Origin of the sequence: Micromonospora sp. WMMD964 (genome assembly GCF_029581455.1) — a bacterium.
Classification (GTDB): domain Bacteria; phylum Actinomycetota; class Actinomycetes; order Mycobacteriales; family Micromonosporaceae; genus Micromonospora.
On record NZ_CP120860.1, the window covers coordinates 1,754,248 to 1,776,536 of the forward strand.

Annotated in this window: 24 protein-coding genes; 12 read left to right on the top strand and 12 right to left on the bottom strand. The window is 71.7% G+C overall.

Features of this window, described 5'->3' with window-relative positions:
• The first annotated feature begins 345 nt into the window (after window positions 1-345).
• Together O7616_RS08230 and O7616_RS08235 are read left to right on the top strand one after the other, a co-directional pair.
• A complete protein-coding gene (locus tag O7616_RS08230) occupies window positions 346-1,653 on the top strand; it encodes a trypsin-like peptidase domain-containing protein (RefSeq protein WP_282306279.1) in 1,308 nt (435 codons plus the stop codon).
• A gap of 76 nt (window positions 1,654-1,729) precedes the next feature.
• Entirely contained in the window at window positions 1,730-2,152 is a 423-nt protein-coding gene (locus tag O7616_RS08235) for a preprotein translocase subunit TatB (RefSeq protein ID WP_282262780.1), read from the top strand.
• 176 nt (window positions 2,153-2,328) lie between these two features.
• Here O7616_RS08235 and O7616_RS08240 read toward each other — a convergent pair whose 3' ends face one another.
• The 3 genes from O7616_RS08240 to O7616_RS08250 form a co-directional block, all read right to left on the bottom strand.
• Window positions 2,329-3,477, bottom strand: coding sequence for an Mrp/NBP35 family ATP-binding protein (locus O7616_RS08240; RefSeq protein WP_282262778.1), 1,149 nt, complete (start codon window positions 3,475-3,477; stop codon window positions 2,329-2,331).
• Between the two features lie 76 nt (window positions 3,478-3,553).
• Complete coding sequence (locus O7616_RS08245; protein ID WP_282306280.1) at window positions 3,554-4,204, bottom strand: DUF1003 domain-containing protein; 651 nt, start codon at window positions 4,202-4,204, stop codon at window positions 3,554-3,556.
• Entirely contained in the window at window positions 4,197-5,483 is a 1,287-nt protein-coding gene (locus O7616_RS08250) for a CBS domain-containing protein (protein ID WP_282262774.1), read from the bottom strand. The genes O7616_RS08245 and O7616_RS08250 overlap by 8 nt, the downstream gene beginning before the upstream one ends.
• Window positions 5,484-5,516: 33 nt before the next feature.
• On the opposite strand from O7616_RS08250, the gene O7616_RS08255 reads away from it, so the two are divergent.
• Together O7616_RS08255 and O7616_RS08260 are read left to right on the top strand one after the other, a co-directional pair.
• Window positions 5,517-6,386, top strand: a complete 870-nt coding sequence (locus O7616_RS08255) for a PhzF family phenazine biosynthesis protein (RefSeq protein WP_282306281.1) — start codon at window positions 5,517-5,519, stop codon at window positions 6,384-6,386.
• Between the two features lie 12 nt (window positions 6,387-6,398).
• On the top strand, window positions 6,399-6,926 hold the full coding sequence (locus O7616_RS08260) for a hypothetical protein (RefSeq protein ID WP_282306282.1): 528 nt from the start codon (window positions 6,399-6,401) through the stop codon (window positions 6,924-6,926).
• A gap of 7 nt (window positions 6,927-6,933) precedes the next feature.
• On the opposite strand, the gene O7616_RS08265 is transcribed toward O7616_RS08260, so the two are convergent.
• Window positions 6,934-7,653 (bottom strand): HAD family hydrolase, encoded by a 720-nt coding sequence (locus O7616_RS08265; protein WP_282306284.1) that lies wholly within the window; start codon window positions 7,651-7,653, stop codon window positions 6,934-6,936.
• A gap of 106 nt (window positions 7,654-7,759) precedes the next feature.
• Between O7616_RS08265 and O7616_RS08270 the strand changes: the two genes are divergently transcribed.
• From O7616_RS08270 to O7616_RS08280, 3 genes are all read left to right on the top strand, one after another.
• Entirely contained in the window at window positions 7,760-8,704 is a 945-nt protein-coding gene (locus O7616_RS08270) for a DMT family transporter (protein WP_282306285.1), read from the top strand.
• Between the two features lie 64 nt (window positions 8,705-8,768).
• Window positions 8,769-9,296, top strand: coding sequence for a SigE family RNA polymerase sigma factor (locus O7616_RS08275; RefSeq protein WP_282306286.1), 528 nt, complete (start codon window positions 8,769-8,771; stop codon window positions 9,294-9,296).
• Window positions 9,293-10,675 (top strand): hypothetical protein, encoded by a 1,383-nt coding sequence (locus tag O7616_RS08280; RefSeq protein ID WP_282306287.1) that lies wholly within the window; start codon window positions 9,293-9,295, stop codon window positions 10,673-10,675. The genes O7616_RS08275 and O7616_RS08280 overlap by 4 nt, the downstream gene beginning before the upstream one ends.
• Before the next feature lie 74 nt (window positions 10,676-10,749).
• Here O7616_RS08280 and O7616_RS08285 read toward each other — a convergent pair whose 3' ends face one another.
• Window positions 10,750-11,574, bottom strand: a complete 825-nt coding sequence (locus O7616_RS08285) for an SDR family NAD(P)-dependent oxidoreductase (protein ID WP_282307561.1) — start codon at window positions 11,572-11,574, stop codon at window positions 10,750-10,752.
• Window positions 11,575-11,702: 128 nt separating this feature from the next.
• Here O7616_RS08285 and O7616_RS08290 point away from each other — a divergent pair, with 128 nt between their 5' ends.
• Entirely contained in the window at window positions 11,703-12,659 is a 957-nt protein-coding gene (locus O7616_RS08290; RefSeq protein WP_282306288.1) for a CoA ester lyase, read from the top strand.
• Window positions 12,660-12,732: 73 nt separating this feature from the next.
• On the opposite strand, the gene O7616_RS08295 is transcribed toward O7616_RS08290, so the two are convergent.
• Window positions 12,733-13,239 carry a DUF4190 domain-containing protein gene (locus O7616_RS08295; protein ID WP_282306289.1) on the bottom strand — a complete coding sequence of 169 codons (507 nt, stop codon included), beginning with the start codon at window positions 13,237-13,239 and terminating at the stop codon, window positions 12,733-12,735.
• Between the two features lie 116 nt (window positions 13,240-13,355).
• Between O7616_RS08295 and O7616_RS08300 the strand changes: the two genes are divergently transcribed.
• Window positions 13,356-14,261, top strand: coding sequence for an SDR family NAD(P)-dependent oxidoreductase (locus O7616_RS08300; protein ID WP_282306290.1), 906 nt, complete (start codon window positions 13,356-13,358; stop codon window positions 14,259-14,261).
• Window positions 14,262-14,277: 16 nt separating this feature from the next.
• Here the strand turns inward: O7616_RS08300 and O7616_RS08305 are convergent, their stop codons facing one another.
• The gene (locus tag O7616_RS08305) at window positions 14,278-14,817 is read right to left on the bottom strand and encodes a DUF4190 domain-containing protein (RefSeq protein ID WP_282262763.1); all 540 of its coding nucleotides are present in this window, start codon (window positions 14,815-14,817) and stop codon (window positions 14,278-14,280) included.
• A gap of 177 nt (window positions 14,818-14,994) precedes the next feature.
• Here O7616_RS08305 and O7616_RS08310 point away from each other — a divergent pair, with 177 nt between their 5' ends.
• On the top strand, window positions 14,995-16,191 hold the full coding sequence (locus O7616_RS08310) for an acyl-CoA dehydrogenase family protein (RefSeq protein ID WP_282306291.1): 1,197 nt from the start codon (window positions 14,995-14,997) through the stop codon (window positions 16,189-16,191).
• Between the two features lie 92 nt (window positions 16,192-16,283).
• Here the strand turns inward: O7616_RS08310 and O7616_RS08315 are convergent, their stop codons facing one another.
• Both O7616_RS08315 and O7616_RS08320 read right to left on the bottom strand, forming a co-directional pair.
• Entirely contained in the window at window positions 16,284-16,691 is a 408-nt protein-coding gene (locus O7616_RS08315) for a CoA-binding protein (protein WP_088986484.1), read from the bottom strand.
• 20 nt (window positions 16,692-16,711) lie between these two features.
• The gene (locus tag O7616_RS08320) at window positions 16,712-18,778 is read right to left on the bottom strand and encodes an intein-containing Rv2578c family radical SAM protein (protein WP_282306292.1); all 2,067 of its coding nucleotides are present in this window, start codon (window positions 18,776-18,778) and stop codon (window positions 16,712-16,714) included.
• Window positions 18,779-18,870: 92 nt separating this feature from the next.
• Here O7616_RS08320 and O7616_RS08325 point away from each other — a divergent pair, with 92 nt between their 5' ends.
• A complete protein-coding gene (locus O7616_RS08325) occupies window positions 18,871-19,290 on the top strand; it encodes a DUF393 domain-containing protein (protein WP_282306293.1) in 420 nt (139 codons plus the stop codon).
• Here O7616_RS08325 and O7616_RS08330 read toward each other — a convergent pair.
• From O7616_RS08330 to trxA, 3 genes are all read right to left on the bottom strand, one after another.
• On the bottom strand, window positions 19,254-20,183 hold the full coding sequence (locus O7616_RS08330; RefSeq protein ID WP_282306294.1) for an HTTM domain-containing protein: 930 nt from the start codon (window positions 20,181-20,183) through the stop codon (window positions 19,254-19,256). The two genes, O7616_RS08325 and O7616_RS08330, sit on opposite strands and share 37 nt — an antisense overlap.
• Window positions 20,180-20,620 carry a hypothetical protein gene (locus O7616_RS08335; protein ID WP_282306295.1) on the bottom strand — a complete coding sequence of 147 codons (441 nt, stop codon included), beginning with the start codon at window positions 20,618-20,620 and terminating at the stop codon, window positions 20,180-20,182. The genes O7616_RS08330 and O7616_RS08335 overlap by 4 nt, the downstream gene beginning before the upstream one ends.
• A gap of 151 nt (window positions 20,621-20,771) precedes the next feature.
• Complete coding sequence (trxA, locus tag O7616_RS08340) at window positions 20,772-21,134, bottom strand: thioredoxin (RefSeq protein WP_030329190.1); 363 nt, start codon at window positions 21,132-21,134, stop codon at window positions 20,772-20,774.
• A 549-nt stretch (window positions 21,135-21,683) separates the two neighbouring features.
• Between trxA and O7616_RS08345 the strand changes: the two genes are divergently transcribed.
• The gene (locus tag O7616_RS08345; RefSeq protein ID WP_282262755.1) at window positions 21,684-22,199 is read left to right on the top strand and encodes a MaoC family dehydratase; all 516 of its coding nucleotides are present in this window, start codon (window positions 21,684-21,686) and stop codon (window positions 22,197-22,199) included.
• Window positions 22,200-22,289: the final 90 nt, after the last annotated feature.

Here is a 22,289-nt window from a genome sequence, read left to right on the forward strand (position 1 = left end):
CTGTGAGCGTAGAGGCGACCGCCGTGGGGCGCAGCCGCGCCTCCGACTGTCGCGATCGGCGGGGCAACCGGTGACTCCACCGCGTACATCCGTGCAATCCTGGAGGCGGTATCCCGTCAGGCGCGACCGAACCGGCCCGTGGCCGGGCGACGCGGGCGCGGGATCCGGGACGGACTGGGAGGCACCGACGTGACCGACGGCTGGGACTGGCGCCGGGGCGGTGAGACTCCGGCGCGACCGCCCGGGGCGGGGAATCCTCCGGCCGGGTCGCCGACCACGCCGGAGGCCGGCTACGCGTCAAGCGTGCCGTCAGGCGGGCCGGGGCCGACACCCGGGCATCCTCCGGTGGCCGGTGCGCCGTCGCCGAGTCGGCCGGCACCCGGGCACCCTCCGGCGGCGGGTGGGCCGAACGCCGGGCCGGCGTCGAGCTGGCCGGCCGCGTCCGCGTCCGGGGCGTCGCCCTGGTGGTCGGACGCGCTCGCCGATCCCTGGCGGGACCCGGCGGCCCCGACCGCGGTGGTGGTTCCGGGGGTGGCGGTGGCCGGCACCGAGCCGGAATCGGTCACCGACCCGGACGCGCCGGGCCGACCGACACTGCGTCACCTGCTGCTCATCCCCGTGATCACCGCGCTGCTGGCCGGCACCCTCGGCGGCGCGCTGGGCTACGCGTTCGCGGTTCGCGGTAACGCGGGTGGGACGGTGCTCGGCGGGGCGCCGGCAGAGGCACCGGCGCTGGCCCAGCGCAAACCCGAGTCACTGGCCGGTGTCGCCGAACGGGTCCTGCCCAGCGTCGTCACCGTCCGGGTGAGCAGCCTCGGCGGGACCAGCGAAGGCTCCGGCTTCATCGCCACCGCCGACGGCCACGTGATCACCAACGACCATGTGGTGGCCGGTGGCACCGGCAAGGCCTCGGTGGTCTTCAACGACGGCAGCAGCGCGCCGGCGACCATCGTCGGTCAGGACCCGGAATCGGACATCGCCGTGATCAAGGTGAGTCGTCCCGGGTTGCAGGCGGTGGAGTTCGGCGACTCGGACGCCCTCGCCGTCGGCGACCCGGTGCTCGCCATGGGTTCGCCGCTGTCGCTCGCCAACACGGTGACCGCCGGCATCGTCAGTGCGCTGGACCGGACGATGCAGGCAGGCGAGCCGGGCGGGCCGGTGCGCTACTACGCGGCCATCCAGACCGACGCCGCGGTCAACCACGGCAACTCGGGTGGCCCGTTGGTCGACGGCGCCGGGCGGGTGGTCGGCGTGAACTCCACGATCAAGTCCCTGGTCGCCGAGGGGCAGGAGGCGGGCAACATCGGCCTCGCCTTCGCGATCCCGATCAACCAGGCCAAGCGGGTGACCCAGGACATCATCGGCACCGGCAAGGCCCGGCGTACGGTGATCGGCGCCCGGGTGGAGGGCCCGACCGGAGTCGTCGGGGGTGGCCTCCGGTTGGCGGCGGTGGAGCCGTCCGGCCCGGCGGACAGCGCCGGCTTGAAGGTCGGCGACGTGATCCTCAAGATCAATGGGCGGCCGATGACCGAGCCGACGGACCTGACCGCGCTGGTCCGCAAGTACGCGCCGGGTTCGGTGGTGACGGTCGAGTTTCGGCGAGGCTCCGCCCGGCAGAACACCTCGGTGAGACTTGCCGCGGACGCGAAGTGAACAGCGGCTCACCCCTTGCCCGAACGCCGCCCGGCGTGCGTAGTCTTGCTGCTGACGCCGAGAGGAGGCCAACGGGATGCTCGACAACCTGAACTGGTGGGAGATCGGAGCGCTGCTGCTCCTGGCGCTGCTGATCTTCGGGGACCGGTTGCCCGCGGTCATCACCGACGGCCTGCGGTTGGTGCGCAACCTGCGCAACATGGCCCGCAACGCCACCGGCGACCTGAGTCGCGAGCTGGGCACCGACATCCAGCTCGAGGATCTGCACCCGAAGGCGTTCATCCGTAAGCACCTCCTCAGCGAGGAGGACGAGGCGGCGATCCGCAAGCCGTTGCAGGGTGTCTACGACAACCTCCGCGCGGACGTCAGCAGCGTGCACGACGACCTGAAGGACGTGGCCAACGCCGCCGACGTGCGCTCGGGCGGGGCCCGGCCCAGCACGGCCACCAGCACCCCCTCGGCGCCGGCCCCCCGCGTCAGCTACGACGACGCCACCTGACCGACCCGCCGCGCACACCGCTTGAGCCTCTGCCCGGCGGTGATCGACTCGGATTTCCGGAAGTCGGCCTGTCCACCAGCGCCGGATGCCCCGACATCGGGGAAGTCGAGTCGATCACGAGACGGCTCAGCCCGCCGACCGGTGGGCGGCCGACGGGCTGACGATGTTCGCGCCGGTCAGCGGCCGGCGGGCTTGAGGCCGAGCGGCTTGCCGAGCAGCGACTCACGGCGTACCGCGAGCCGGTCGGCGATCGTGCCGAGCGCCGTCGCGGCCGGGGACTCCGGCTCGGCCAGCACGATCGGGTTGCCCGCGTCGCCGGCCTCACGGACCCGGGTGTCCAGCGGGATCTGCCCGAGCAGCGGCACCTGGGCGCCGATGGTCCGGCTCAGCGACTCGGCGACGGCCGTGCCACCGCCCGCCCCGAAGATCTCCATCCGGGAGCCGTCCGGCAGCTCCAGCCAGGACATGTTCTCGATGACGCCGACCACACGCTGGTGGGTCTGCAGGGCGATCGCACCGGCCCGTTCCGCCACCTCGGCGGCGGCGGCCTGCGGGGTGGTGACCACCAGGATCTCCGAGTTGGGCAGCAACTGGGCCAGCGAGATGGCCACGTCACCGGTGCCCGGGGGGAGGTCCAGCAGGAGCACGTCCAGGTCACCCCAGTAGACGTCGGCCAGGAACTGCTGCAACGCCCGATGCAGCATCGGGCCGCGCCACACCACCGCGGCGTTGCCGGCGGTGAACATGCCGATCGAGATGACCTTCACGCCGTGCGACTGCGGCGGCATGATCATGTCTTCGACCCGGGTGGGTCGGCCGTCCGCGCCGAGCATCCGGGGCACCGAGTGGCCGTAGATGTCGGCGTCGACCACGCCGACGGAGAGCCCGCGGGCGGCGAGGGCCGCCGCCAGGTTGACGGTCACGCTGGATTTGCCGACGCCACCCTTGCCGCTGGCCACCGCGTAGACCCGGGTACGTGAGCCGGGCTGGGCGAACGGGATGACCGGCTCCTCGGTGGCGCCGCCGCCGCGTAGCTGCGACTGCAACGACTGCCGCTGCTCGGGCGTCATCACCCCGAAGTCGATCTCCACTCCGGTGACGCCGGGCACCGCGGCGACGGCGGCGGTGATGTCGCCCCGCAGCTTGTCCTTGAGCGGGCATCCGGCGACGGTGAGCAGCAGCTCGACGCGTACGACGCCGCTGGCAGCGATCGTGGCGGAGCGGACCATGCCCAGCTCGGTGATGGGCCGGCGGATCTCCGGGTCGTTGACGGTGGCCAGGGCGGCCTGGATCGCGTCCTCGACGGTGCTCACGGGTGCTGACATGCCCGCAATGCTACGTCGCGGGGCATCCCCTGCCGCCGCTGCCCGGGGCGGTGTGAGCCAATCGATGGCCCGTTGGTCAGCCGTCGGACCGGCGCGGCCCGGTGCCGTCCGGTCGGGCGTCGCGGGTGACGTCGCCGTCCAGGTCGTCGCGGGGTTCGTCCAGGCCGACACCGTCGGTCGACCGCTGCCCACGCCGCTCCTGCCGGCTCTCCTTCTCCTGCTGCCGGCGTTCCAGCCGTTGCCGGCGCTGCCCCGCCTCGTCCAGCTCCTCGGCCAGCCGGGCCAGCTCGGAACGGAGGAAGTCGCGGGTCGCCACCTCACCCAGCGCGATCCGTAGCGCCGCGATCTCCCGGGCCAGGTACTCCGTGTCCGCCTTCTGCGCGGTGGCCCGCCGCCGGTCCTCCTCCAACGCCAACCGGTCCCGGTCGGCCTGCCGGTTCTGGGCCAGCAGGATCAGCGGCGCGGCGTAGCTCGCCTGCAACGACAGCACCAGGGTCAGGAACGTGAAGGTGTACGGGTCGAAGCGCAGGTCCGCCGGGGCCAACGTGTTCCAGACGAACCAGATGGTGATCACCACCGTCATGACGACGATGAAGTTCGCGGTCCCCATGCCCCGCGCGATGCCCTCCGACCACCTGCCGAACGCCTCCGCGTCGAAGCGGGGCAGCTTGATGCCCCGGGGCTCGCGGGGCTGGTCCAGCCGTTCGGCCCGCCGCTGCTCAGCCATCCGCGCCGTCCAGCACGACGTCGGTGGCGCCCGGGGCGGGCAGGGCGTCGCGGTCGCGCCAGTCGCGGGGCAGCGAGTGGTCCAGCACGTCGTCCACCGTCACGGCGCCGACGAGCCGGTTGTTCCGGTCGATGACCGGCATGGCGACCAGGTCGTAGGTGGCCATCCGGCGGGTGATCTCCGGCAGCGGCGTGGTGGGGCGCAGCGGGTCGATGTCGTTGACCACGACCTTGCCGAGCAGGTCGGCGGGTGGTTCGCGCAGCAGCGCCTGGAAGTGCACCATGCCCAGGTAGCGCCCGGTCGGCGTGTTCTGCGGCGCCCGGGTCACGAAGACCTGGGCGGCGACGGCGGGGGAGAGTTGCGGTTCCCGGATCCGGGCCAGTGCCTCGGCGACCGTGGCGTCCGGCGGCAGGATGACCGGCTCCGAGGTCATCACGCTGCCCGCGGTGCCGGGGGTGTACTTCAGCAGCTGACGTACCGGGTCGGCCTCGTCCGGCTCCATCAGGTCCAGCAGGACGTCCTGCTCCGGTGGGGGCAGTTCGTTGAGGAGGTCCGCGGCGTCGTCGGGGTCCATCTCCTCCAGGACGTCGGCGGCCCGTTCCCGGTCGAGGGCGGCGAGGATCTCCACCTGGTCGTGCTCCGGCAGCTCGCTGAGCACGTCGGCCAACCGCTCGTCGTCCAGTGCGGCGGCGACCTCGTTGCGTCGCAGGTCGGGCAGGTCCTGCAACGCGTTGGCGAGGTCGGCGGGACGCATGTCCTCCAGTACGGCGAGCAGGTTCGCCGTACCCCGGTTGTCGGCGATGCCGCTGAGCCCGCGCACCCGGTCCCACTCGACCTGGTGCAGGTGGCCACGACGGGTGAGTCGACCGGTCTGCTCCCGTACGGCGACCCGGGTCAGTGACCACTCGCCGCCCCGGGAGCACTCCATCGCGACGTCCACGACCGCGCCGGGCTGGCCGCCCGGGTCGAGTTGCACCCGTCGGTCGAGCAGTTCCTGCAGCACCAGCAGCTCGTTCGGGCGCTTCTCGAACCGGCGCAGGTTGAGGGTGCCGGAGCCGAGCACGACGGCGTCCGCGTCGATGGAGGTGATCCGGTTGATGGACAGGAAGATCCGGCGACGCATCGGCATCTCGGCGACGAGGCCGACCACCTCCGGCGGGCGTGTGGTCGCCCGCAGCCGTGCCACGGCGTCACGAACCCGCCCCACCTGGTCACCGTTCGGGTCGAAGACGGCGACTCCGGCGAGACGGGCGATGTAGACCCGGGTCGGCGTGCTCACGGGCACCAGCCTAAGCGCCTAGTGTTTATCAACATGTCGACCTTGGCCTACGAGATCGTGGACGTCTTCACCGACCGCCCCTTCGCCGGTAACCCGCTGGCCGTGGTGTTCGGCGCGGAAGGGCTGGCCACGGAGCAGATGCAGGCACTCGCGCTGGAGTTCAACCTCTCCGAGACGGTGTTCGTGCTGCCACCCACCCAGGTCGGCGTCACCTACCGGGCCCGGATCTTCACGCCGGTGGAGGAGTTGCCGTTCGCCGGGCATCCGAGCGTCGGCGCGGCGGTCACCGCGAGCCGGCGGGGGTTGTTCGGTGTGGGGCCGGTCACCCAGGAGTGCCACGCCGGGGTGCTGCCGATCGAGGTGACCTCCTCCGGTGCGACGTTGACCGGTGGCACACCCACCCTCGGGCCGGAGTTGGATCCGGAGCCCCTGCTGGAGATCGCCGGGCTGGTCGCGGACGACCACGTCGGCCCGGCACCACGCGTCGCCGGTTGCGGGTTGGAGTTTCCGTACCTGCCGGTGCGTCCGGAGTCGCTGGCCCGCGCCCAGGTGAACGCGGCCGCGGCGCAGCGGTACGGGGTTTCGCACGTCAGCGTCTTCTCCTGGGACGCGGCCGCCCAAACCGCACACGCCCGGGTCTTCGTGCCGGGGATCGGCATTCCGGAGGACCCGGCGACCGGCTCGGCGGCGCTCGGCCTGGGCGTCTGGCTGGTGGCGACCGGTCTGCTGCCGGGCGAGGGGCTGTCCCGCTTCGCGGTCCGTCAGGGTGTGGAGATGAACCGTCCGTCGGCGCTGGCCTGCACGGTCACCGCGGCGAACGGCGTGGCGGTCGGCGCGACGGTCGCCGGGCAGGTGATGCCGGTGGCCCGGGGTGAGATCGCCGTCCCGCCGTTCGTGGGCTGAGCCCGGACGCCGATGCGGGAGGATGTCACTGTGACTGACGACGGGCACGGGTCGACGCCGCTTGTCGACGAGGCGATGAAGAAGGCCGCGGTGGCCTGGGTGAGCGTCTCGGGTGGCCCGGCGCTCGCGCTCTGGTGCGCGCCACTCGAAGGCGCGCTCCTGGTGGTCAGCGGGCCGGGTGAGCAGGCGGCGCCGGGTCTGGCCGACGCGACCGAGGCACAGGTGTCGCTGCGTGGCGACCACGGCGGTCGGATCGTCACCTGGCCGGCGACGGTGAGCCGGGTGCAGCCGGGCACCGAGGCGTGGGACACCGTCGCGCCGCTGGTCGCGGCGAAGCGCCTCAACGCGCCCGGCCCGACGGCCGACCTGGTGGCCCGCTGGGCCGCCGACGGGTGCGCGGTGAACCGGCTCGTCCCGGCGGGAACACCGCTGGCCGGCGCGGACCTGCCGGCCGACGCGCAGACCGAGCCACCCCGGGCCACGCCGGCGGTCCGGGCCACCCGCAAGCCGTTCCGCCTGCACCGGGTCCGTCGTCGCTGATCGGTCGTCACCCCGGCCGGCCGCCGACCCCCATCATCTCGGCGTCGCTGTCGACGAGGTCGAGCACCTCGCCCAGGGTGCCGAGCGTGGGCCCCTGCCAGTCCAGGTCGGCGTTGAACACCATGTGCGTGGCCAGATCCGGCGCGGCGAGCCGAACGGCGGTCATCCCGGCCCGTTCGGCGCCGGTCAACTCCTGGCTGCCGCCGTCGCCGACGTACAGGCAGTCGCCGGGCGTCAGCCCGAGTCGCCGGCAGGCGGTCAGGTAGAGCGCCGGATCCGGTTTGCACCGTCCGACCTGCACCGAGAAGACCCGCACGTCGAGCAGGGGGGCGATGGCGAGCTGGGGCAGAAAGGCCGGAAGTTCGTGCGTACAGTCGCTGATCACGCCGGTGCGCAGGCCGCGCCCACGGAGGGCCGCGAGCACCGGCACGGCGTCGGCCCGTAACCAGGTGTCCGCGCGGACCGCCCGGTGTCGGGACGCCACGGCCGCCCGCACCGCATGGTCACTGGGGTGTACGCCGGCCTGGGCGCACACCCAGCGAAGGGTCGCCTCCGCGTTGCCGAGCAGGCCGGTGGCCCGTTCGTAGTACGTGCGGTCCAACACCTCGGTCAACGTGTCGGTGTGACAGCCGAGCAGCTCGGCAGTGCCGGCGTGCGCGACTCCGCGCTGCACCGAGCGGGTCAGGGTGCCGAAGAAGTCGAACAGCACCGCCTGGTAGGTGGGCATGGGGGAGCGCCTCCGGGCGGTCGAGGGTCGCCGGCGCGGACGCGCGTGATCGTAACGGAGTGATGACCCTCCGTGCTGTCCGTCATACGTGTGAGGATTACGTCCCGTGCCCCCACCTTCGCACCGGCCCTCCCTGGACCCGCTGACCACCGGCGCCGTCGGCCTGGCCGTGGTCGCGGTGTCGTCGTCCGCGCCGCTGATCGCGTACGCCGCCGCGCCCGCGCTGGCCATCGCGTTCTGGCGCAACCTGCTCGCGGTCGCCGTGCTGGGCCCGTTCTCGCTGGCCCGGCGTCGCGCCGAGTTCCGTCGGCTGACCGTCGGCGCGGGCCGTCGGGAGGGCCTGTTCTGCGTCCTGTCCGGGGTCGCGCTGGCCGGGCACTTCGCGACCTGGGTGCCGAGCGCCCAGCTCACCACGGTCGCCACCTCCACCGCGCTGGTCGCCACCCAGCCGGTCTGGCAGGGGCTGATCGCCCGCGCCCAGGGGCGACCGCTGCCCCGGATCGTGTGGATCGGCATCGCGGTGGCGGTCGGCGGCGCGGCGATCGCCACCGGTGTGGACGTGGGCGTCTCCGGCCGGGCCGTCCTCGGCGACGTGCTGGCACTGACCGGCGCCATGTTCGCCGCCGTCTACACCGCCTTCGGCGAACGGGCCCGGACCAGCATCAGCACCGCCACCTACACCACCATCTGCTACGGGATCTGCGCGCTGATCCTGCTGGCCATGTGCCTGGTCGGCGGCGTACGCCTGACCGGGTTCGACGGGCGCACCTGGCTGGCCATCCTCGCTCTGGTGGTCGGCGCCCAACTGCTCGGGCACTCGATGTTCAACTACGCCCTGCAGAAGATCTCGGCGACCACGGTGAGCGTGCTGATCCTGCTGGAGGCACCCGGCGCGGCAGTGCTCGGGTGGGCCTGGTTGGGTCAGGTCCCCCGCCCGTACGCGCTGCTGGGGATGGCGTTGCTGCTGGCCGGTGTGGCGGTGGTGGTGCTCGGTGGCCGGCGGACCGCCCCCACCGCGCTGCCGACCGATCCGACCCCGCTGCACGACTGATCGCCCGTTGGTTCCCTCCGTGGCGGACCCGCCGTGCGTCTATCCCGGTGAGGAGGGCGATCCGTTGACGACTGAGGACCGCACCCGGGACGGCTTCGCCGACTTCGTCCGGGCCGAGACCGCCGGGCTGACTCGGCTCGCGTACCTGTTGACCGGTGACCGGCACCACGCCGAGGACCTGGTCCAGGTGGCGCTGGCTCGGGTCGCGGTGCGGTGGGAGCGGGTCGCGGACCCGCACGCCTACCTGCGTCGGGTGCTCTGCACCCAGGCGGCCAGTTGGTGGCGCCGACGGCGGGCCCGCCCACCCGAGCGCCTGGACGGGGTGGTGCCGGAACGACCCGACCCGGGCGACGACACCGACGTGCGCCTGGTGCTCTGGACGGCACTGGCCCGGCTGACCGTACGACAGCGTGCGGTTCTCGTGTTGCGCTACTACGAGGACCGCACCGAGACCGAGACGGCCGCACTGCTCGGCTGCCGGGTGGGCACCGTGAAGAGTCAGACCCGGCACGCCCTGGGCCGGCTGCGGACACTCGCCCCCGAGTTGGCCGAACTCGTCGGCCGGAGCGCGCAGGAGGTGACCTCCCGATGACCGCCCGACTCTCCGAGGCGCTGCGCCGCCTCGCCGCCGACGTGCCACCGGCACGCGTACCGGACGGGCTCTTCGACACGGCGCGGACCCGGCACCGTCGTCGCCGGGCCGCCGTCGCCGGCGCGCTCGCCGTCCTGGTCCTGCTCCTCGGCACCGGGTACGCGCTGCACCCGGTGGCCCTGCCGCTGCCCGCCGGCCCGCGTCACGACAACCCCGGCCTGCCGACCAGGCTCGTCGATCCACCGCTGCGGACCGCCTCCGTGGGCTACTCGGCACCTGGCGTGGCGGCGATGCTCTTCGGTGGTCCCGCGGTGCGCACCAACTGGTTCGAGACGCGGATGGGTGTGGTGGCCGCGGACGACGACCGCTACCGCGTGCTGGACGGCGATCCGGCCGTGGCGGGTTTCGAGGCAGTGCTCTCCCCGGACGGTCGGTACGCCTGGGTGGGTGACTCCCTCATCGACCTGAAGACCGGGAAGACCAGCCCGGACCGCCCGGACGGATACCCGCTCGCCTTCGGGCCGAACGGGAAACGCCTGGTCTACGCCGACCCGGACACCACGTTCACGTCCCCGAACACCTACTCCACCCCGTACGTCGGGGTCTACGACCGGGATCGGGCGGCGGACGTGCTGCGGGTGCCTGTCGACAGCGCCTGGATCCCGCCGGGGCGCACGGCCGCGCTGTCGCCGGACGGCGGCGAACTCGCCCTCCAGGTCCGCGACGAGGTTTGGCTGGTCCGGGTGGACGACGCGGGTGCGGATCGGCTCGCCGAGCCGTACCGGAAGCTGCCGCTGGCCGGTGGGAGGCTCGCCGGGGCCGGCTCCTGGCTGCCGGACGGTCGTTCGGTGGCCGTCCTCGGCCGGTCCACCTGCGCCGACTGCCCGGTGCCGTCCTACCCGCGTACCTGGACGGTGGCGACGCGGTCCAGTGCCGACGGCACCCCGTCGGTCGGTGCGGCGTTCCCGCCGCTGCGCTCCCGCTCGTTCGTGCAACTGCTCGGGTGGCGCTCGGCGGACGAGGCGGTCGCGTTGGTCGGCGTGCCGGGGCCGGAGGCGGAGGACCTCCCGGAGGAGCACGACGTCGCGTGGGGGCCGTACCACGAGCCCGGCACCGAGGCGGTGGAACTCGTCGTGCTCCGTCGGGGCGCGACAGCGCCGGACGTGCTCTTCCGGACGCCGGAGGGCATCACCGACCTGTCGGTCGCCGCCGACCTCGCGATCAGCGGAGCGGTACGCGAGTCCGGCCGCCCTCACTACGGGCCGCCGCCGTTCTGGGCGTTCGCTGTGGGACTCATCCTGGCGGTCCTGGTCGCTGTGCCGGTGCTGTCGGGGCTGCGACGCCGGCGTGACCGCCGACGGGCTCGTGTACCTCGATGACCCGGGTGGTCGGGGCGGCTGACTCGGCAGCGGCGGCGAACTCGACGATCGCGACGAGTGTCAACCCGGTGGCGCTAGTCGTCGATGCCCACCGCCTTGGCGCTGGCCTCCCAGAGCCGGGCCGCGAGGTGCGGGTTCGTGGCCTTCCGGTACGGCCGACGCAGCCGACGGTCGACGTAGTAGCCCCCGTCGACCAGCCGGGAACGGTCCTGGTTGGCCAACCACACCAGGGTCTCGGCGCCCTTCTCCGGGCTGCGGAACGGCATGAACCGCATACCGATCGCCACCAGCCTGCTGTCGTTGCCGAAGCGGGTACGCACCACCCCCGGGTGGAAGGTGTACACGGACATCCCCGGCCAGCGGCGGGCCGCCTCGACGGTGAACAGGATGTTCGCCTGTTTGCTGGTGCCGTACGCGCCCATCGGCCGGTAGCCGCGCAGTGGCGCGTTCAGGTCGTCCGGGTCCACCGCGCCGAAGCGGTGTGCGCCGGAGGCGGTCACCACGACCCGGTCCACCCGGTCGGCGAGCAGATTGGTCAGCAGGAACGGGGCCAGGTGGTTGGCCTGGATGGACATCTCGAAGCCGTCGACGGTGGTGAGCGGCTGCAACGCGATCGCCCCGGCGTTGTTGGCCAGCACGTCGATGCGGTCGAACGTCGCCCGCAACTGCTCGGCGAGCCGGCGCACGTCGTCGAGGACCGCGAAGTCGGCCCGGAACAACTCGGGACGCTCGCCCGAGGTCTCGCGTACCCGTTCCGCTGCGGCCTGGAGGCGCGCCGGGTCCCGCCCGACCAAGGCCACCTGGTCACCGCGGCAGGCCAACTGCACGGCGGCGGCCAACCCGATGCCGGAGCTGGCCCCGGTCACCACCACCAGCCGACGCCCAGTGAGATCTTCCACAGGTCCATTCACCCCGGTCATGGCGCGAGGTTACCGTGGCGTCACAACGCCCTTTGGGATCGTTAAGTTCTCGGATCCGTCGTCAGGTGGCGTCGGCCTGCCCGCCGGACGCTGGAAGGAGCGCATCCATGGCCGTAGTCGGTCGCCCCCGCAGGTCCTGCCTCGCCGTGCCGGGTTCCAGCGTCAAGATGCTGGGCAAGGCCCAGGGTCTCCCGGCCGACCAGGTCTTCCTCGACCTGGAGGACGCCGTCGCCCCACTGGCCAAGCCGGACGCGCGCAAGAACATCGTGGCCGCGCTCAACGAGGGTGACTGGGCGGGCAAGACCCGGGTGGTCCGGGTCAACGACCTGACCACCCCGTGGACCTACCGGGACGTCATCGAGGTCGTCGAGGGCGCCGGGCCGAACCTGGACTGCGTCATGCTGCCGAAGGTGCAGACCGCCGCCCAGGTGCAGTGGCTGGACCTGACGCTCACCCAGATCGAGAAGACGCTCGGCCTGGAGGTCGGCCGGATCGGCATCGAGGCGCAGATCGAGAACGCCGCCGGACTGGTCAACGTGGACGCCATCGCCGCCGCCTCGCCGCGCGTGGAGACCATCATCTTCGGTCCGGCCGACTTCATGGCGTCGATCAACATGAAGTCGCTGGTAGTCGGCGCGCTGATCCCGGACTACCCGGGCGACCCGTACCACTACATCCTGATGCGGATCCTGATGGCCGCCCGGATGCACGACAAGCAGGCCATCGACGGCCCCTTCCTGCAGATCCGGGACGTCGACGCGTTCCGCGAGGTCGCCAAGCGTTCCGCGGCGTTGGGTTTCGACGGCAAGTGGGTGCTGCATCCGGGGCAGATCGACGCTGCCAACGAGGTGTACCAGCCGGCGCAGGCCGACTACGACCACGCCGAGCTGATCCTCGACGCCTACGAGCACTACACCTCGGAGGCCGGTGGCCGGCTGGGCGCGGTGATGCTCGGCGACGAGATGATCGACGAGGCGTCCCGCAAGATGGCCCTCGTCATCTCCGCGAAGGGCCGGGCCGCCGGGATGAGCCGCACCTCCTCGTTCACCCCACCGGCGGAGTGACGCACGCCGGGCCGGACCGACAGCCACCGGCCGTCGATCCGGCCCGGGTGGTACGCCGACCCGGCCGCCGCCCTCAGTAGCTGCTGCTGCTGCCGCTGCTGCCCGTCGTGACCGCGAAGATGATCGCGACGACGTAGAAGGCGATGCCCAGCACCATCAGCGCCGTGATGATCCAGCCGACGATGATGCCGGCCTTCGCCATGCCCTCACCGCCCTCGCCGCTGAGCCGGATCTGCTTCTGCGCCACGTGGCCGAGGATCGCCCCGATCGGCGCGGTGATGCCGCAGGAGGTGAGGCCGACCAGGGCCAGCACCAGCGACGCGATGGCCAGACCGTTGGTCTTCTGCGGCGGCGGGTAGCCGTAACCGGGGTGCGGTGGCGGATAGCCGGGCGGGCCGTACGCCCCCACCGGCTGCACCTTCGCACCCGCGTACGGGTCGGTGGGCGCGTACGGGTCGATGGGGCCGGGCTGGGTGGGTACCGGCTGACCGGCCACCACTGTCGGGTCCGGTGCGGGGCTCGACGGCTGAGCCGACCACGTGGGGTCGCTCCAACCGCCGGGCGGCGGGGGGTTGGTCATACGAACTCTCCGTCAGGTCGGGTGCGGCATCAGGGTAGCCAGCGCTGCCCAAACCCGACGCCCCCGCCACCGGGTGCCGCGTTGCTCGGGCCGGTCGAAGCGGGCAGGATCCTGGCATGGCATTCGACGCGCGCGCCGCGGACCGTTCCGGCAGCCGACCCAGACGGGACGTCAGCCGCCCCGGCGTCGCCCGACGTGCCCGGGTGGCTACGCCGACGGGGAGTCCCGGCCCCGACGAGCCGGTCGCGCTCGCCGACCCGGTGACCATGCGGCTGGACGGGCGGGTCGCCCTGGTGACCGGGGCGGGCAGCCCGGACGGCATCGGGTATGCCACCGCGCGGCGTCTCGCCGACCTGGGCGCTCGGGTGGCCATCGTCTCGACCACCCGGCGCATCCACGAGCGGGCCGGTGAGCTGGGAGTGACCGGCTTCGTCGCGGACCTGACCGACGAGTCCGAGGTCGGCGCGCTCGCCGACGCGGTCGCCGAGCAGTTGGGCGACGTCGAGGTGCTGGTCAACAACGCCGGTCTGGCCAGCCGGGCCAGCCAGGGGGTGCTGCGGCCGGTCGCCCAGCTGACCTACGACGAGTGGCGCGGTGAGATCGACCGCAACCTGTCCACCGCGTTCCTGTGCAGCCGCGCGTTCATCGGCGGGATGGCCGAGCGGGGCTGGGGTCGGATCGTCAACCTCGCGGCCACGGCCGGCCCGGTCAACGCCCTGCCCACCGAGGCCGCGTACGCCGCGGCGAAGGCCGGGGTCGTCGGGCTGACCCGCGCCCTGGCCATGGAGATGATCGCCGACGGGGTGACGGTGAACGCGGTGGCGCCGGGCACGATCTACACCGCCGCGTCCACGATGGCCGAGGTCAAGCAGGGGCTGGGCACTCCGGTCGGTCGACCGGGCACGCCGGACGAGGTCGCCGCGGCGATCAGCTTCCTCTGCTCGCCGGCTGCTTCGTACATCACCGGTCAGATGCTGGTGGTGGACGGCGGCAACAGCGTCCGCGAGGCCCGGTTCCGCTGACCTCGGTGGCCCACTGTCAGTAGCCCCTGCCGTCGCCGGTGTTGCCCAGTGCGACGAGCGCCAGCCAGCCGCAGCAGGCCAGCACGGTGAGCCCGGTGAAGACGTAGCCGAGGATCAACCCCCAGGTGGCGAGCTGGTCGCCCTCCTCGCCACTGGTGCGGATCTGCCGTTTGGCCACGTGGCCGAGGACGGCGCCGGCGGGCGGGAACACGAAGGCGAACACCAGCGACAGGATCGCGAGCACGTTGGTGCCCCGACCCGGGCCGCCGGGCGGCGGGCCGTACTGACCGTAGGGGCCCTGTGGGGGGTACGGCGGCTGCTGGCTCCAGTGCGCCGACTGCTGGGGGCCCTGCTGCGCGTACGGCGACGGGTCGTCCGCCGGTGGCCCGTACGGTGAGCGTTCCGCCGGTAGCTCGAACGCCGGCTGGTCCGGCGGCGGCGCGTACGGCGGCTGGCCGGGTGGCGGCGGCGCGTACGGCGACTGGTCCGGTGGTGGCTCGTAGGGCGACGGTGGCGGCTCGTCCCCTGGTGGTCCCGACGGCGGCGGGTGGCTCACGGCTGCACTCCTCCTGCCGGTGCCGGAAAAGTCCTTCTTGCCGGACGCTACCCGCAGCGGTGAACCTTTTCACAGCGGTTGTGTGGACTGGTCACCTTGGCCTCGTCGGTCCCCGAGGTCGATACTTACCCAGCGTTCAGTTACCCATGAGTAGTGCGCGGAGCCCCGGAGGCTGAGATGGCCCGACTCGCCCAGACGCCCGGCCTGACCGACGTGCAACAGTCGATCCTGGAGACCGTTCGGGACTTCGCCGACAAGGAGATCATCCCGCACGCGCAGCGGCTGGAACACGCCGACGAGTACCCCACCGACATCCTCGACGGCATGCGCGAGATGGGGCTGTTCGGCCTCACCATCGACGAGGAGTACGGCGGCCTGGGCGAGTCGCTGCTCACCTACGCGCTCGTGGTGGAGCAGTTGTCCCGGGGCTGGATGTCGATCTCCGGCATCGTCAACACCCACTTCATCGTGGCGTACCTGATCTCCCAGCACGGCTCCGCCGAACAGAAGGCCCGCCTGCTGCCGAAGATGGCCACCGGCGAGGTCCGCGGCGCGTTCTCCATGTCCGAGCCGGAGACCGGCTCCGACGTCTCCGCCATCAAGTCCCGGGCCGTCCGCGACGGCGAGCACTACGTGCTCAACGGACAGAAGATGTGGCTGACCAACGGGGCGTACTCCTCGGTGGTGGCCACCCTGGTCAAGACCGACACCGGCGCCGACTCGGTGTACGGCAACATGAGCACCTTCCTGCTGGAGAAGGAGCCGGGCTTCGGCGAGACCGCCCCCGGCCTCACCATCCCCGGCAAGATCGAAAAGATGGGTTACAAGGGCGTCGAGACCACCGAGATGGTCCTCGACGGGGTGACCGTGCCCGACTCCGCGATCCTCGGCGGCGCCGACCAGGTGGGCCGGGGCTTCTACCAGATGATGGACGGCATCGAGGTGGGCCGGGTCAACGTGGCCGCCCGCGCCTGCGGCGTCTCCATCCGCGCCTTCGAGCTGGCGGTCGGCTACGCCCAGCAACGCAAGACGTTCGGCCAACCCCTCGCCAAGCACCAGGCCATCGCCTTCAAGCTCGCCGAGATGGGCACGAAGATCGAGGCAGCGCACGCCCTCATGGTCAACGCCGCCCGCCTCAAGGACGCCGGCCAGCGCAACGACGTCGAGGCCGGGATGGCCAAGCTGCTCGCCTCGGAGTACTGCGCCGAGGTCGTCCAGGAGGCGTTCCGCATCCACGGCGGCTACGGCTACTCCAAGGAGTACGAGATCGAGCGGTTGATGCGGGAAGCCCCGTTCCTGCTCATCGGCGAGGGCACCTCGGAGATCCAGAAGACCATCATCTCCCGCGGCCTCCTGAAGGAATACAAGCTCTAACCCGCCCCCGCCCCCGCCTCGTCGATCATGGAGTTGTCGGGCAGGGCCGGGGGTCGGGCTGGGCCGGGCTGGGCGGGGTGGGGGCGTCGGGTTCAGGCGAAGCGGGTGAGGTCGCCGGCGGCGCGTTCGACGATGAGGCACCGGTCCTCGACGTACTCCATGCCCGCCTCCTCGGCGATCCGCCGCGCCTCGGCCGAGACGATGCCCAACTGCAGCCAGACCGCCGGGGCGCCGATCGCCGCCGCGTCGCGGACCACCTGCACGGCGTCGGCCGCCGGCCGGAACACGTCCACCAGGTCGACCGGGTGCGGGATGTCGGCGAGCGTCGGGTACGCCCGCTCCCCGAACAGCTCGTCGACAGTGGGGTTGACCGGGATGATGCGCCAGCCGTACCGCTGCATCTGCAGCGGCACGGAGTGCGCGGCCTTCAACGGGTCGCGGGACGCACCCACGACGGCGATCACGGCGGAGTCGGCGAGGATCTGCTGAGCGGTACGCACCCGCCGACTGTAGCTCCGCCCTAGAGCAGGGTCAGTTGCTCGGCCGTCGAGGGTGGTGGTGGTTCGGGCAGCTTGCGGTTGTCGCCGCGCTCGCCGCGGTGCATCCCGTGTCGGCGGGCGGCGATCCGCACCCGCGCGGTCACCTCCCGCTGGTACGCCTGCGGCGCGTACGCACCGGCCCGGTACAGCTCGCGGTAGCGGGGCACCAGGTGTGGGTGCTCACGGGCGAGCCAGGGCGCGTACCACTCCCGTGCGCCGGGGCGCAGGTGCAGAGGCAGTGCGGTCACGCTGGTCGCCCCGGCCGCCGCGATCGCCGACACGGTGGCGTCGATCGACGCGTCGTCGTCGCTGAGGCCGGGCAGGATCGGGGCCATCAACACTCCGACGGAGAAACCGGCGTCGGTGAGTGCCCGAACCGCGTCCAGCCGGCGGCGCGGGTGCGGTGTGCCCGGCTCGACCGACCGCCAGAGCTGCTCGTCGACGAAGCCCACCGAGAACGAGATGCCCACGCTGGTGACCTCGGCGGCCTGGCGGAGCAGGGGCAGGTCGCGCAGGATCAGCGTGCCCTTGGTCAGGATCGAGAACGGGTTCGCGAAGTCCCGTAGAGCCGCGATGATCTGCGGCATCAACCGGTAGCGGCCCTCGGCCCGCTGGTAGCAGTCGACGTTGGTGCCCATCGCCACGTGCGCGCCCCGCCACTTCGGCGCGGCCAGCTCCCGCCGTACCAGCTCACCGGCGTTGACCTTGACGATCACCTTCCGGTCGAAGTCCGCACCGGCATCGAGGTCGAGGTAGGTGTGGGTGTTGCGGGCGAAGCAGTTGTGGCTGACCACCCCGTCGGCGATGAAGTCGCCGGTGCCGGTGGTGATGTCCCAGAGCGGCAACTCCAGCCCGAGCGCCTGGATGTCGACAACCCTGAGGCCCGCCTTGCACTTCAGTGCGGCGCCCTCGATCGAGCGCTTCCTGCTGATCGCCGGGTCGGTCAGGTGAAAGAACCGGAGCCGGGCGGTGAGACCCCCGGTCAGCCTGATCTGCCGCACCCGGTTGGGGCGGCCGGGATCCTCTCGAACGTACGAGAACCCGAACCGTCGAAGCGCGGCCGTCGTCTGGTCGAGGATCGCGTCGTCGCTGTTACTGATGCGCAGGATTCCCCGGCTGCAACTGCCCTCGGCGTCGAAGATGCCTGCCAGGAAGCCGAGCCGCCACTCGTCGCTGGGACTGACCGGCCACTGGATCAGCCCGGTGATCCTCTCGATGTCCCCCTGCTTGGAGGTGCGGATGGCCGACAGGGCTCGGCGTGTGGCGCTGGCCGGCGTGAACGCGAAGCGGCTCGTCTCGATGCCCTCCTGGGCGAGGTAGCGCTCACTCCTGCTCAACGCCTCGTCATCGATCAGCGCCAGACGGAACCGGTGCACCACCCCGTAGGAGTACGAGAAGGTGCCGAGGTGAGCGTCGCCCCGCACCATCCCGCAGAGGTAGCCCCGGCGGTAGTCGAGTGACTCCTTGGGCCCGGCCGCGAAACGGCCCGTTCCGATGAGGCGATTGTTGGTGGTCAGGTAGGGGCGTTTGCCGCTGCCCTGCATGGCACCGGTGACGTACTTCCAGCCACGGTCCGAGAGGAACCGGTGGTCGCCGCTGGCGATGAGCGTGGTGGCGTCCGCCAATGTGACCCGGTATGCGGGCTTCACCGTGGACCACTTGTCGAGGACGGTGGTGACCACATACCGGCGGTAGGCACCGCGGCGCTCGGTGCCATAGATGCGGTCGCCGGGCTCCAACTCGCTGATCGGCTTCGTACGCCCGTCCGCCATCAGGATCGGGGTGTCACCGCCCAGGCAGTAAACACACGCATGACTGCATCCACGGTACGGATTGATGGTCCACTCGAACGGCACGCGGGACTGCCCGGGCACCCGGTTGAGGATGGACTTGGCCTGCACCTCGTAGAAGGTCATCCCGGCGAACTCGGGGGTGTCGAAGGTGCGGACGACGGCACCGGGCAGCGCCAGCGGCAGGGGTGGCGTCGCTGGCGCTGCCCGCTCGGGGTCTCCCTCGACCGGGGGAGCGGTGAGGTTGTCCCAGCGCATGGGCAATATTCGAACACGTGTACGAGCGTGGCGCAAGTGACCCGCCGTACACCGGTGGGTGTTCGGGTGGTCGTAGAGGGGAGGATGGGGTCATGGAGACGTCGACCTTCGTCTACGACGGGGACTGCGCGTTCTGCACGCAGTGCGCGGATTTCATTGCTCGCCGCATCCCGACCGGCGCGCGCGTGCTGCCCTGGCAGTTCGCCGACCTGGACGCGCTCGGCCTCACCGTGGCCGAGTGCGAGGAGGCCGTGCAGTGGGTCGGCGCGGACGGCGTACGCGCTGCCGGCCCGGATGCCATCGCGCGGCTGCTCGCCGGCAGCGGCCCGGTCTGGCGGATGGCCGGTGCCGGCCTGCGGTTCCCGCCGGTGCGGGTGGTGGCGTGGCCGGTGTACCGCTGGGTGGCGCGCAACCGGCACCGCCTGCCCGGTGGCACGGCGGCCTGTTCCCTGCCGCAGGAGGCCCGCGAACGGCTTTACGGCCCGGCTGGGCGCCCCACGACCGGCGCCTGATCAGCGAGCGGCGGCGACTCCGTACCTGTGCCCGCCCGGGTCTGATCCGGCGGCGTGGGCGCGGCGGGGCCGCGGCCCGCGAGCCGGCGGGCCCAGACCAGCGGGCGGACCCGTTCCAGCGGCAGGAAGCTGGTCATCGCGGCCAGGTGCGGCGCGAACGAGATCGTGATGGTCGCGATGGTGACCACGTGGAACGAGTAGAAGAAGCCGACCATGGCGTGTCGCCAGCGGGGTGGCAGGAAGAAGACCGCCGGGCTGAGCAGTTCGAACGCCACGATGCCGAACTGGGCGACGATCAGTAGGTACGGCACCTGGGCGATGAGGTCGGCCAGGTCGGTGCCGCGCCGGATGATCGCGCGGGCCAGGACCGAACCGGTCAGCCAGTCGAGGCCGCCGAAGCGCAGCTTGGCGAAGGCGGCGAGGAAGTACGTGCAGATCACCGCGATCTGGGTGACGCGGAGCGCCCACCCGCCGGCCTCGGTGCGGGTGCTGTCGCCGTGCCGGGCCCGGCCGGCGGTGGGCAGCACGGCCAGCGCGACGAGCAGCCCGAACCGGTCGTGGTCGACCTTTCCGTAGCTCATCGCGATGATCATCCACTCCAGGTACAGCGCGCAGACCGCCCAGCCGAGCAGTCGGGGGGCTCGTCCGGTCGCGGCGAGGAGTGCCAGCGCCAGCAATGCCCAGAAGATCACCGTCACCAGCGTCTCGGTCGGCGTCGGCAGGGGGAGCAGGCGACCGACCAGCAGCGGCTGGTAGAGGTCGCCGGGCACGCTGACCCGGGTGCGCACCCAGGGAGTGAAGATCACCAGGTCGGCGGCGACGAAGAGGTAGATCAGGGTCCGGAACGCGGCCACCCGGCCCCGGGGGACGGCCTCGGTCAGCCAGTCGGTCATCGGGTCGCCCGCCAACTGACGACGGTCTGGTCGGTGTGCTGCCCGGTCGGGCGACCGGCGCGGATGCCGTGCCAGCGGATGACGATGCGGACCTCGACCAGCGCGGGGGCGTCCGGGTGGCGTTCGGCGTACGCGTCGGCGACCTCGGTGAGCAGCGTCGGGTCGGCGGCGTACCGGGCCTGCTGACCCTCGATCTCGGCGCGGCGGATGCCGGTCGCGTCCTGGTCGAGGTCGATCACCGTGCCGGCGCTGTCCACTCCCTCGACGCGGGTGTCGGGGGCGGGCGCGTTCGGCGGGTTGGAGGTGGAGTACATCCGGAACGGGCCGAACGGGAAGTCGTCGTCGCTGCCCCAGAAGGTGCCGACCAGTAGCAGGGCGAGGCCGAGTGCGGTCGCGCCGAGCCGGGTCACGCGCCCGCGGGTGGTCAGGGTCTCCATCGGGTCGTGACGATACGGGATGTACCGGCCGCGCCGGGTCCCACCGACGGTCAGTTCGGCCTGCCCGGGCAGGTGATCATGCAAACGCTTCCGGGAGTACGACGAAGGCCGGGCCCGCATCGGGCCCGGCCTTCCGTGTCGTACGAACCACTCAGTGGTTGTGCTCGGCCAGCTGCTTACGGACGTCGTCCATGTCCAGCGCCTCGACCTGCTCGATCAGGTTCTCCAGCGCGGACTCGGGAAGGGCGCCCGGCTGGGCGAAGACGATGACGCCGTCGCGGATCGCCATGATCGTGGGGATCGACCGGATGTCGAACTTGGCGCCCAGCTCCTGCTGCGCCTCGGTGTCGACCTTGCCGAACACGATGTTCTGGTGCTTCTCCGAGGAGCGCTCGTAGACCGGGGCGAACCGCTTGCACGGACCACACCAGTCGGCCCAGAAGTCGACCAGGACGATGCCGTCGTTGCCGGTCACCTCGTCGAAGTTCGCCGAGGTCAGCTCAACGGTTGCCATTGCACTCTCCGATCACCGCGGTTTGTCTACGACCCGTAGAACCAGGGCTGACCGTATCGAATTCCCGGGGGGTGGGGTGCGAAACGTGCCCGGTCCAGCCAGGGGGCCGGAGGTCATCGACCCACGTCTGTTTTCCGGTGGCCTGCGGAACGCAAATGCATGACGCACTTGCGTGACCTGCGGTAATGGGAGCGTTTCCAGGGAGATCCACCCGATTGAGCTGTACGAATCGGTAACTTGGCCCGTGACGAGGAGGTATCCGGCCTGCGGAGATCGCTTATCAACCTCCGAATCGTCACCGAGAGTAATGTTACAAAAAGATAAATGTGACGCCGATCTCTGTTGAACCTACGCCGCCGTAGGGCAGACTTCTCGGCATCAGAGCGTGGGCGGCGGGTGCCGGGGAGGGCCCCGCCGCTCATTGCGTCTCCCCTCGGGTGCCAGCGACAGGTGTGACTTTTCCGCCGCCGACGCGCCCCACCGGTCGCCTTAACCTTCGGTAAGGCATGCTGTGCCGAACTCCATCGCCGCCCGTCGAAGGGGACCAGGATGCAGTTCGGCCGCTACTACGAGGAGTTCGAGGTCGGCGCGGTGTACCGGCACTGGCCGGGCAAGACCGTCACCGAGTACGACGACCACCTCTTCTGCCTGCTCACCATGAACCACCACCCGCTGCACATGGACGCGCACTACGCCGAGACGGCCAGCCAGTTCAAGCGCAACGTGGTGGTCGGCAACTACATCTACTCCCTGCTGCTCGGCATGTCGGTGCCCGACGTGAGCGGGAAGGCCATCGCCAACCTGGAGGTCGAGTCGCTGCGGCACGTCGCGCCCACGTTCCACGGCGACACCATCTACGGCGAGACCACCGTGCTGGACAAGCGTGAGTCCGGGTCGAAGCCCGACCGCGGCGTGGTGTCGGTGGAGACCCGCGGCTACAACCAGGACGGCACCATGGTCTGCGTCTTCCGGCGCAGGGTCATGGTGCCCAAACGGGAGTACGCGGCGAGCGCCGTCCCCGACGGGGTGGACCCCGAACGGCCCAGCTTCCCCGAGCCGCGCTGAGCGACGCGCCGCACCGCGCGGGGCGGCATGCCCGTGAGCCGGGCTGAGCGCCGACGGACTCCGGGCCCCTTCCGCAGCGCGTTTGCGGCG

What these genes read in the sequence shown, in the direction of transcription:
- O7616_RS08235 (WP_282262780.1), top strand. Translation starts at nt 1,730, where the DNA reads ATGCTCGACAACCTGAACTGGTGGGAGATCGGAGCGCTGCTGCTCCTG.
- O7616_RS08240 (WP_282262778.1), bottom strand. Translation starts at nt 3,477, where the DNA reads ATGTCAGCACCCGTGAGCACCGTCGAGGACGCGATCCAGGCCGCCCTG.
- O7616_RS08245 (WP_282306280.1), bottom strand. Translation starts at nt 4,204, where the DNA reads ATGGCTGAGCAGCGGCGGGCCGAACGGCTGGACCAGCCCCGCGAGCCC.
- O7616_RS08255 (WP_282306281.1), top strand. Translation starts at nt 5,517, where the DNA reads ATGTCGACCTTGGCCTACGAGATCGTGGACGTCTTCACCGACCGCCCC.
- O7616_RS08260 (WP_282306282.1), top strand. Translation starts at nt 6,399, where the DNA reads ATGCGGGAGGATGTCACTGTGACTGACGACGGGCACGGGTCGACGCCG.
- O7616_RS08265 (WP_282306284.1), bottom strand. Translation starts at nt 7,653, where the DNA reads ATGCCCACCTACCAGGCGGTGCTGTTCGACTTCTTCGGCACCCTGACC.
- O7616_RS08280 (WP_282306287.1), top strand. Translation starts at nt 9,293, where the DNA reads ATGACCGCCCGACTCTCCGAGGCGCTGCGCCGCCTCGCCGCCGACGTG.
- O7616_RS08290 (WP_282306288.1), top strand. Translation starts at nt 11,703, where the DNA reads ATGGCCGTAGTCGGTCGCCCCCGCAGGTCCTGCCTCGCCGTGCCGGGT.
- O7616_RS08295 (WP_282306289.1), bottom strand. Translation starts at nt 13,239, where the DNA reads ATGACCAACCCCCCGCCGCCCGGCGGTTGGAGCGACCCCACGTGGTCG.
- O7616_RS08300 (WP_282306290.1), top strand. Translation starts at nt 13,356, where the DNA reads ATGGCATTCGACGCGCGCGCCGCGGACCGTTCCGGCAGCCGACCCAGA.
- O7616_RS08310 (WP_282306291.1), top strand. Translation starts at nt 14,995, where the DNA reads ATGGCCCGACTCGCCCAGACGCCCGGCCTGACCGACGTGCAACAGTCG.
- O7616_RS08320 (WP_282306292.1), bottom strand. Translation starts at nt 18,778, where the DNA reads ATGCGCTGGGACAACCTCACCGCTCCCCCGGTCGAGGGAGACCCCGAG.
- O7616_RS08325 (WP_282306293.1), top strand. Translation starts at nt 18,871, where the DNA reads ATGGAGACGTCGACCTTCGTCTACGACGGGGACTGCGCGTTCTGCACG.
- O7616_RS08330 (WP_282306294.1), bottom strand. Translation starts at nt 20,183, where the DNA reads ATGACCGACTGGCTGACCGAGGCCGTCCCCCGGGGCCGGGTGGCCGCG.
- O7616_RS08335 (WP_282306295.1), bottom strand. Translation starts at nt 20,620, where the DNA reads ATGGAGACCCTGACCACCCGCGGGCGCGTGACCCGGCTCGGCGCGACC.
- trxA (WP_030329190.1), bottom strand. Translation starts at nt 21,134, where the DNA reads ATGGCAACCGTTGAGCTGACCTCGGCGAACTTCGACGAGGTGACCGGC.
- O7616_RS08345 (WP_282262755.1), top strand. Translation starts at nt 21,684, where the DNA reads ATGCAGTTCGGCCGCTACTACGAGGAGTTCGAGGTCGGCGCGGTGTAC.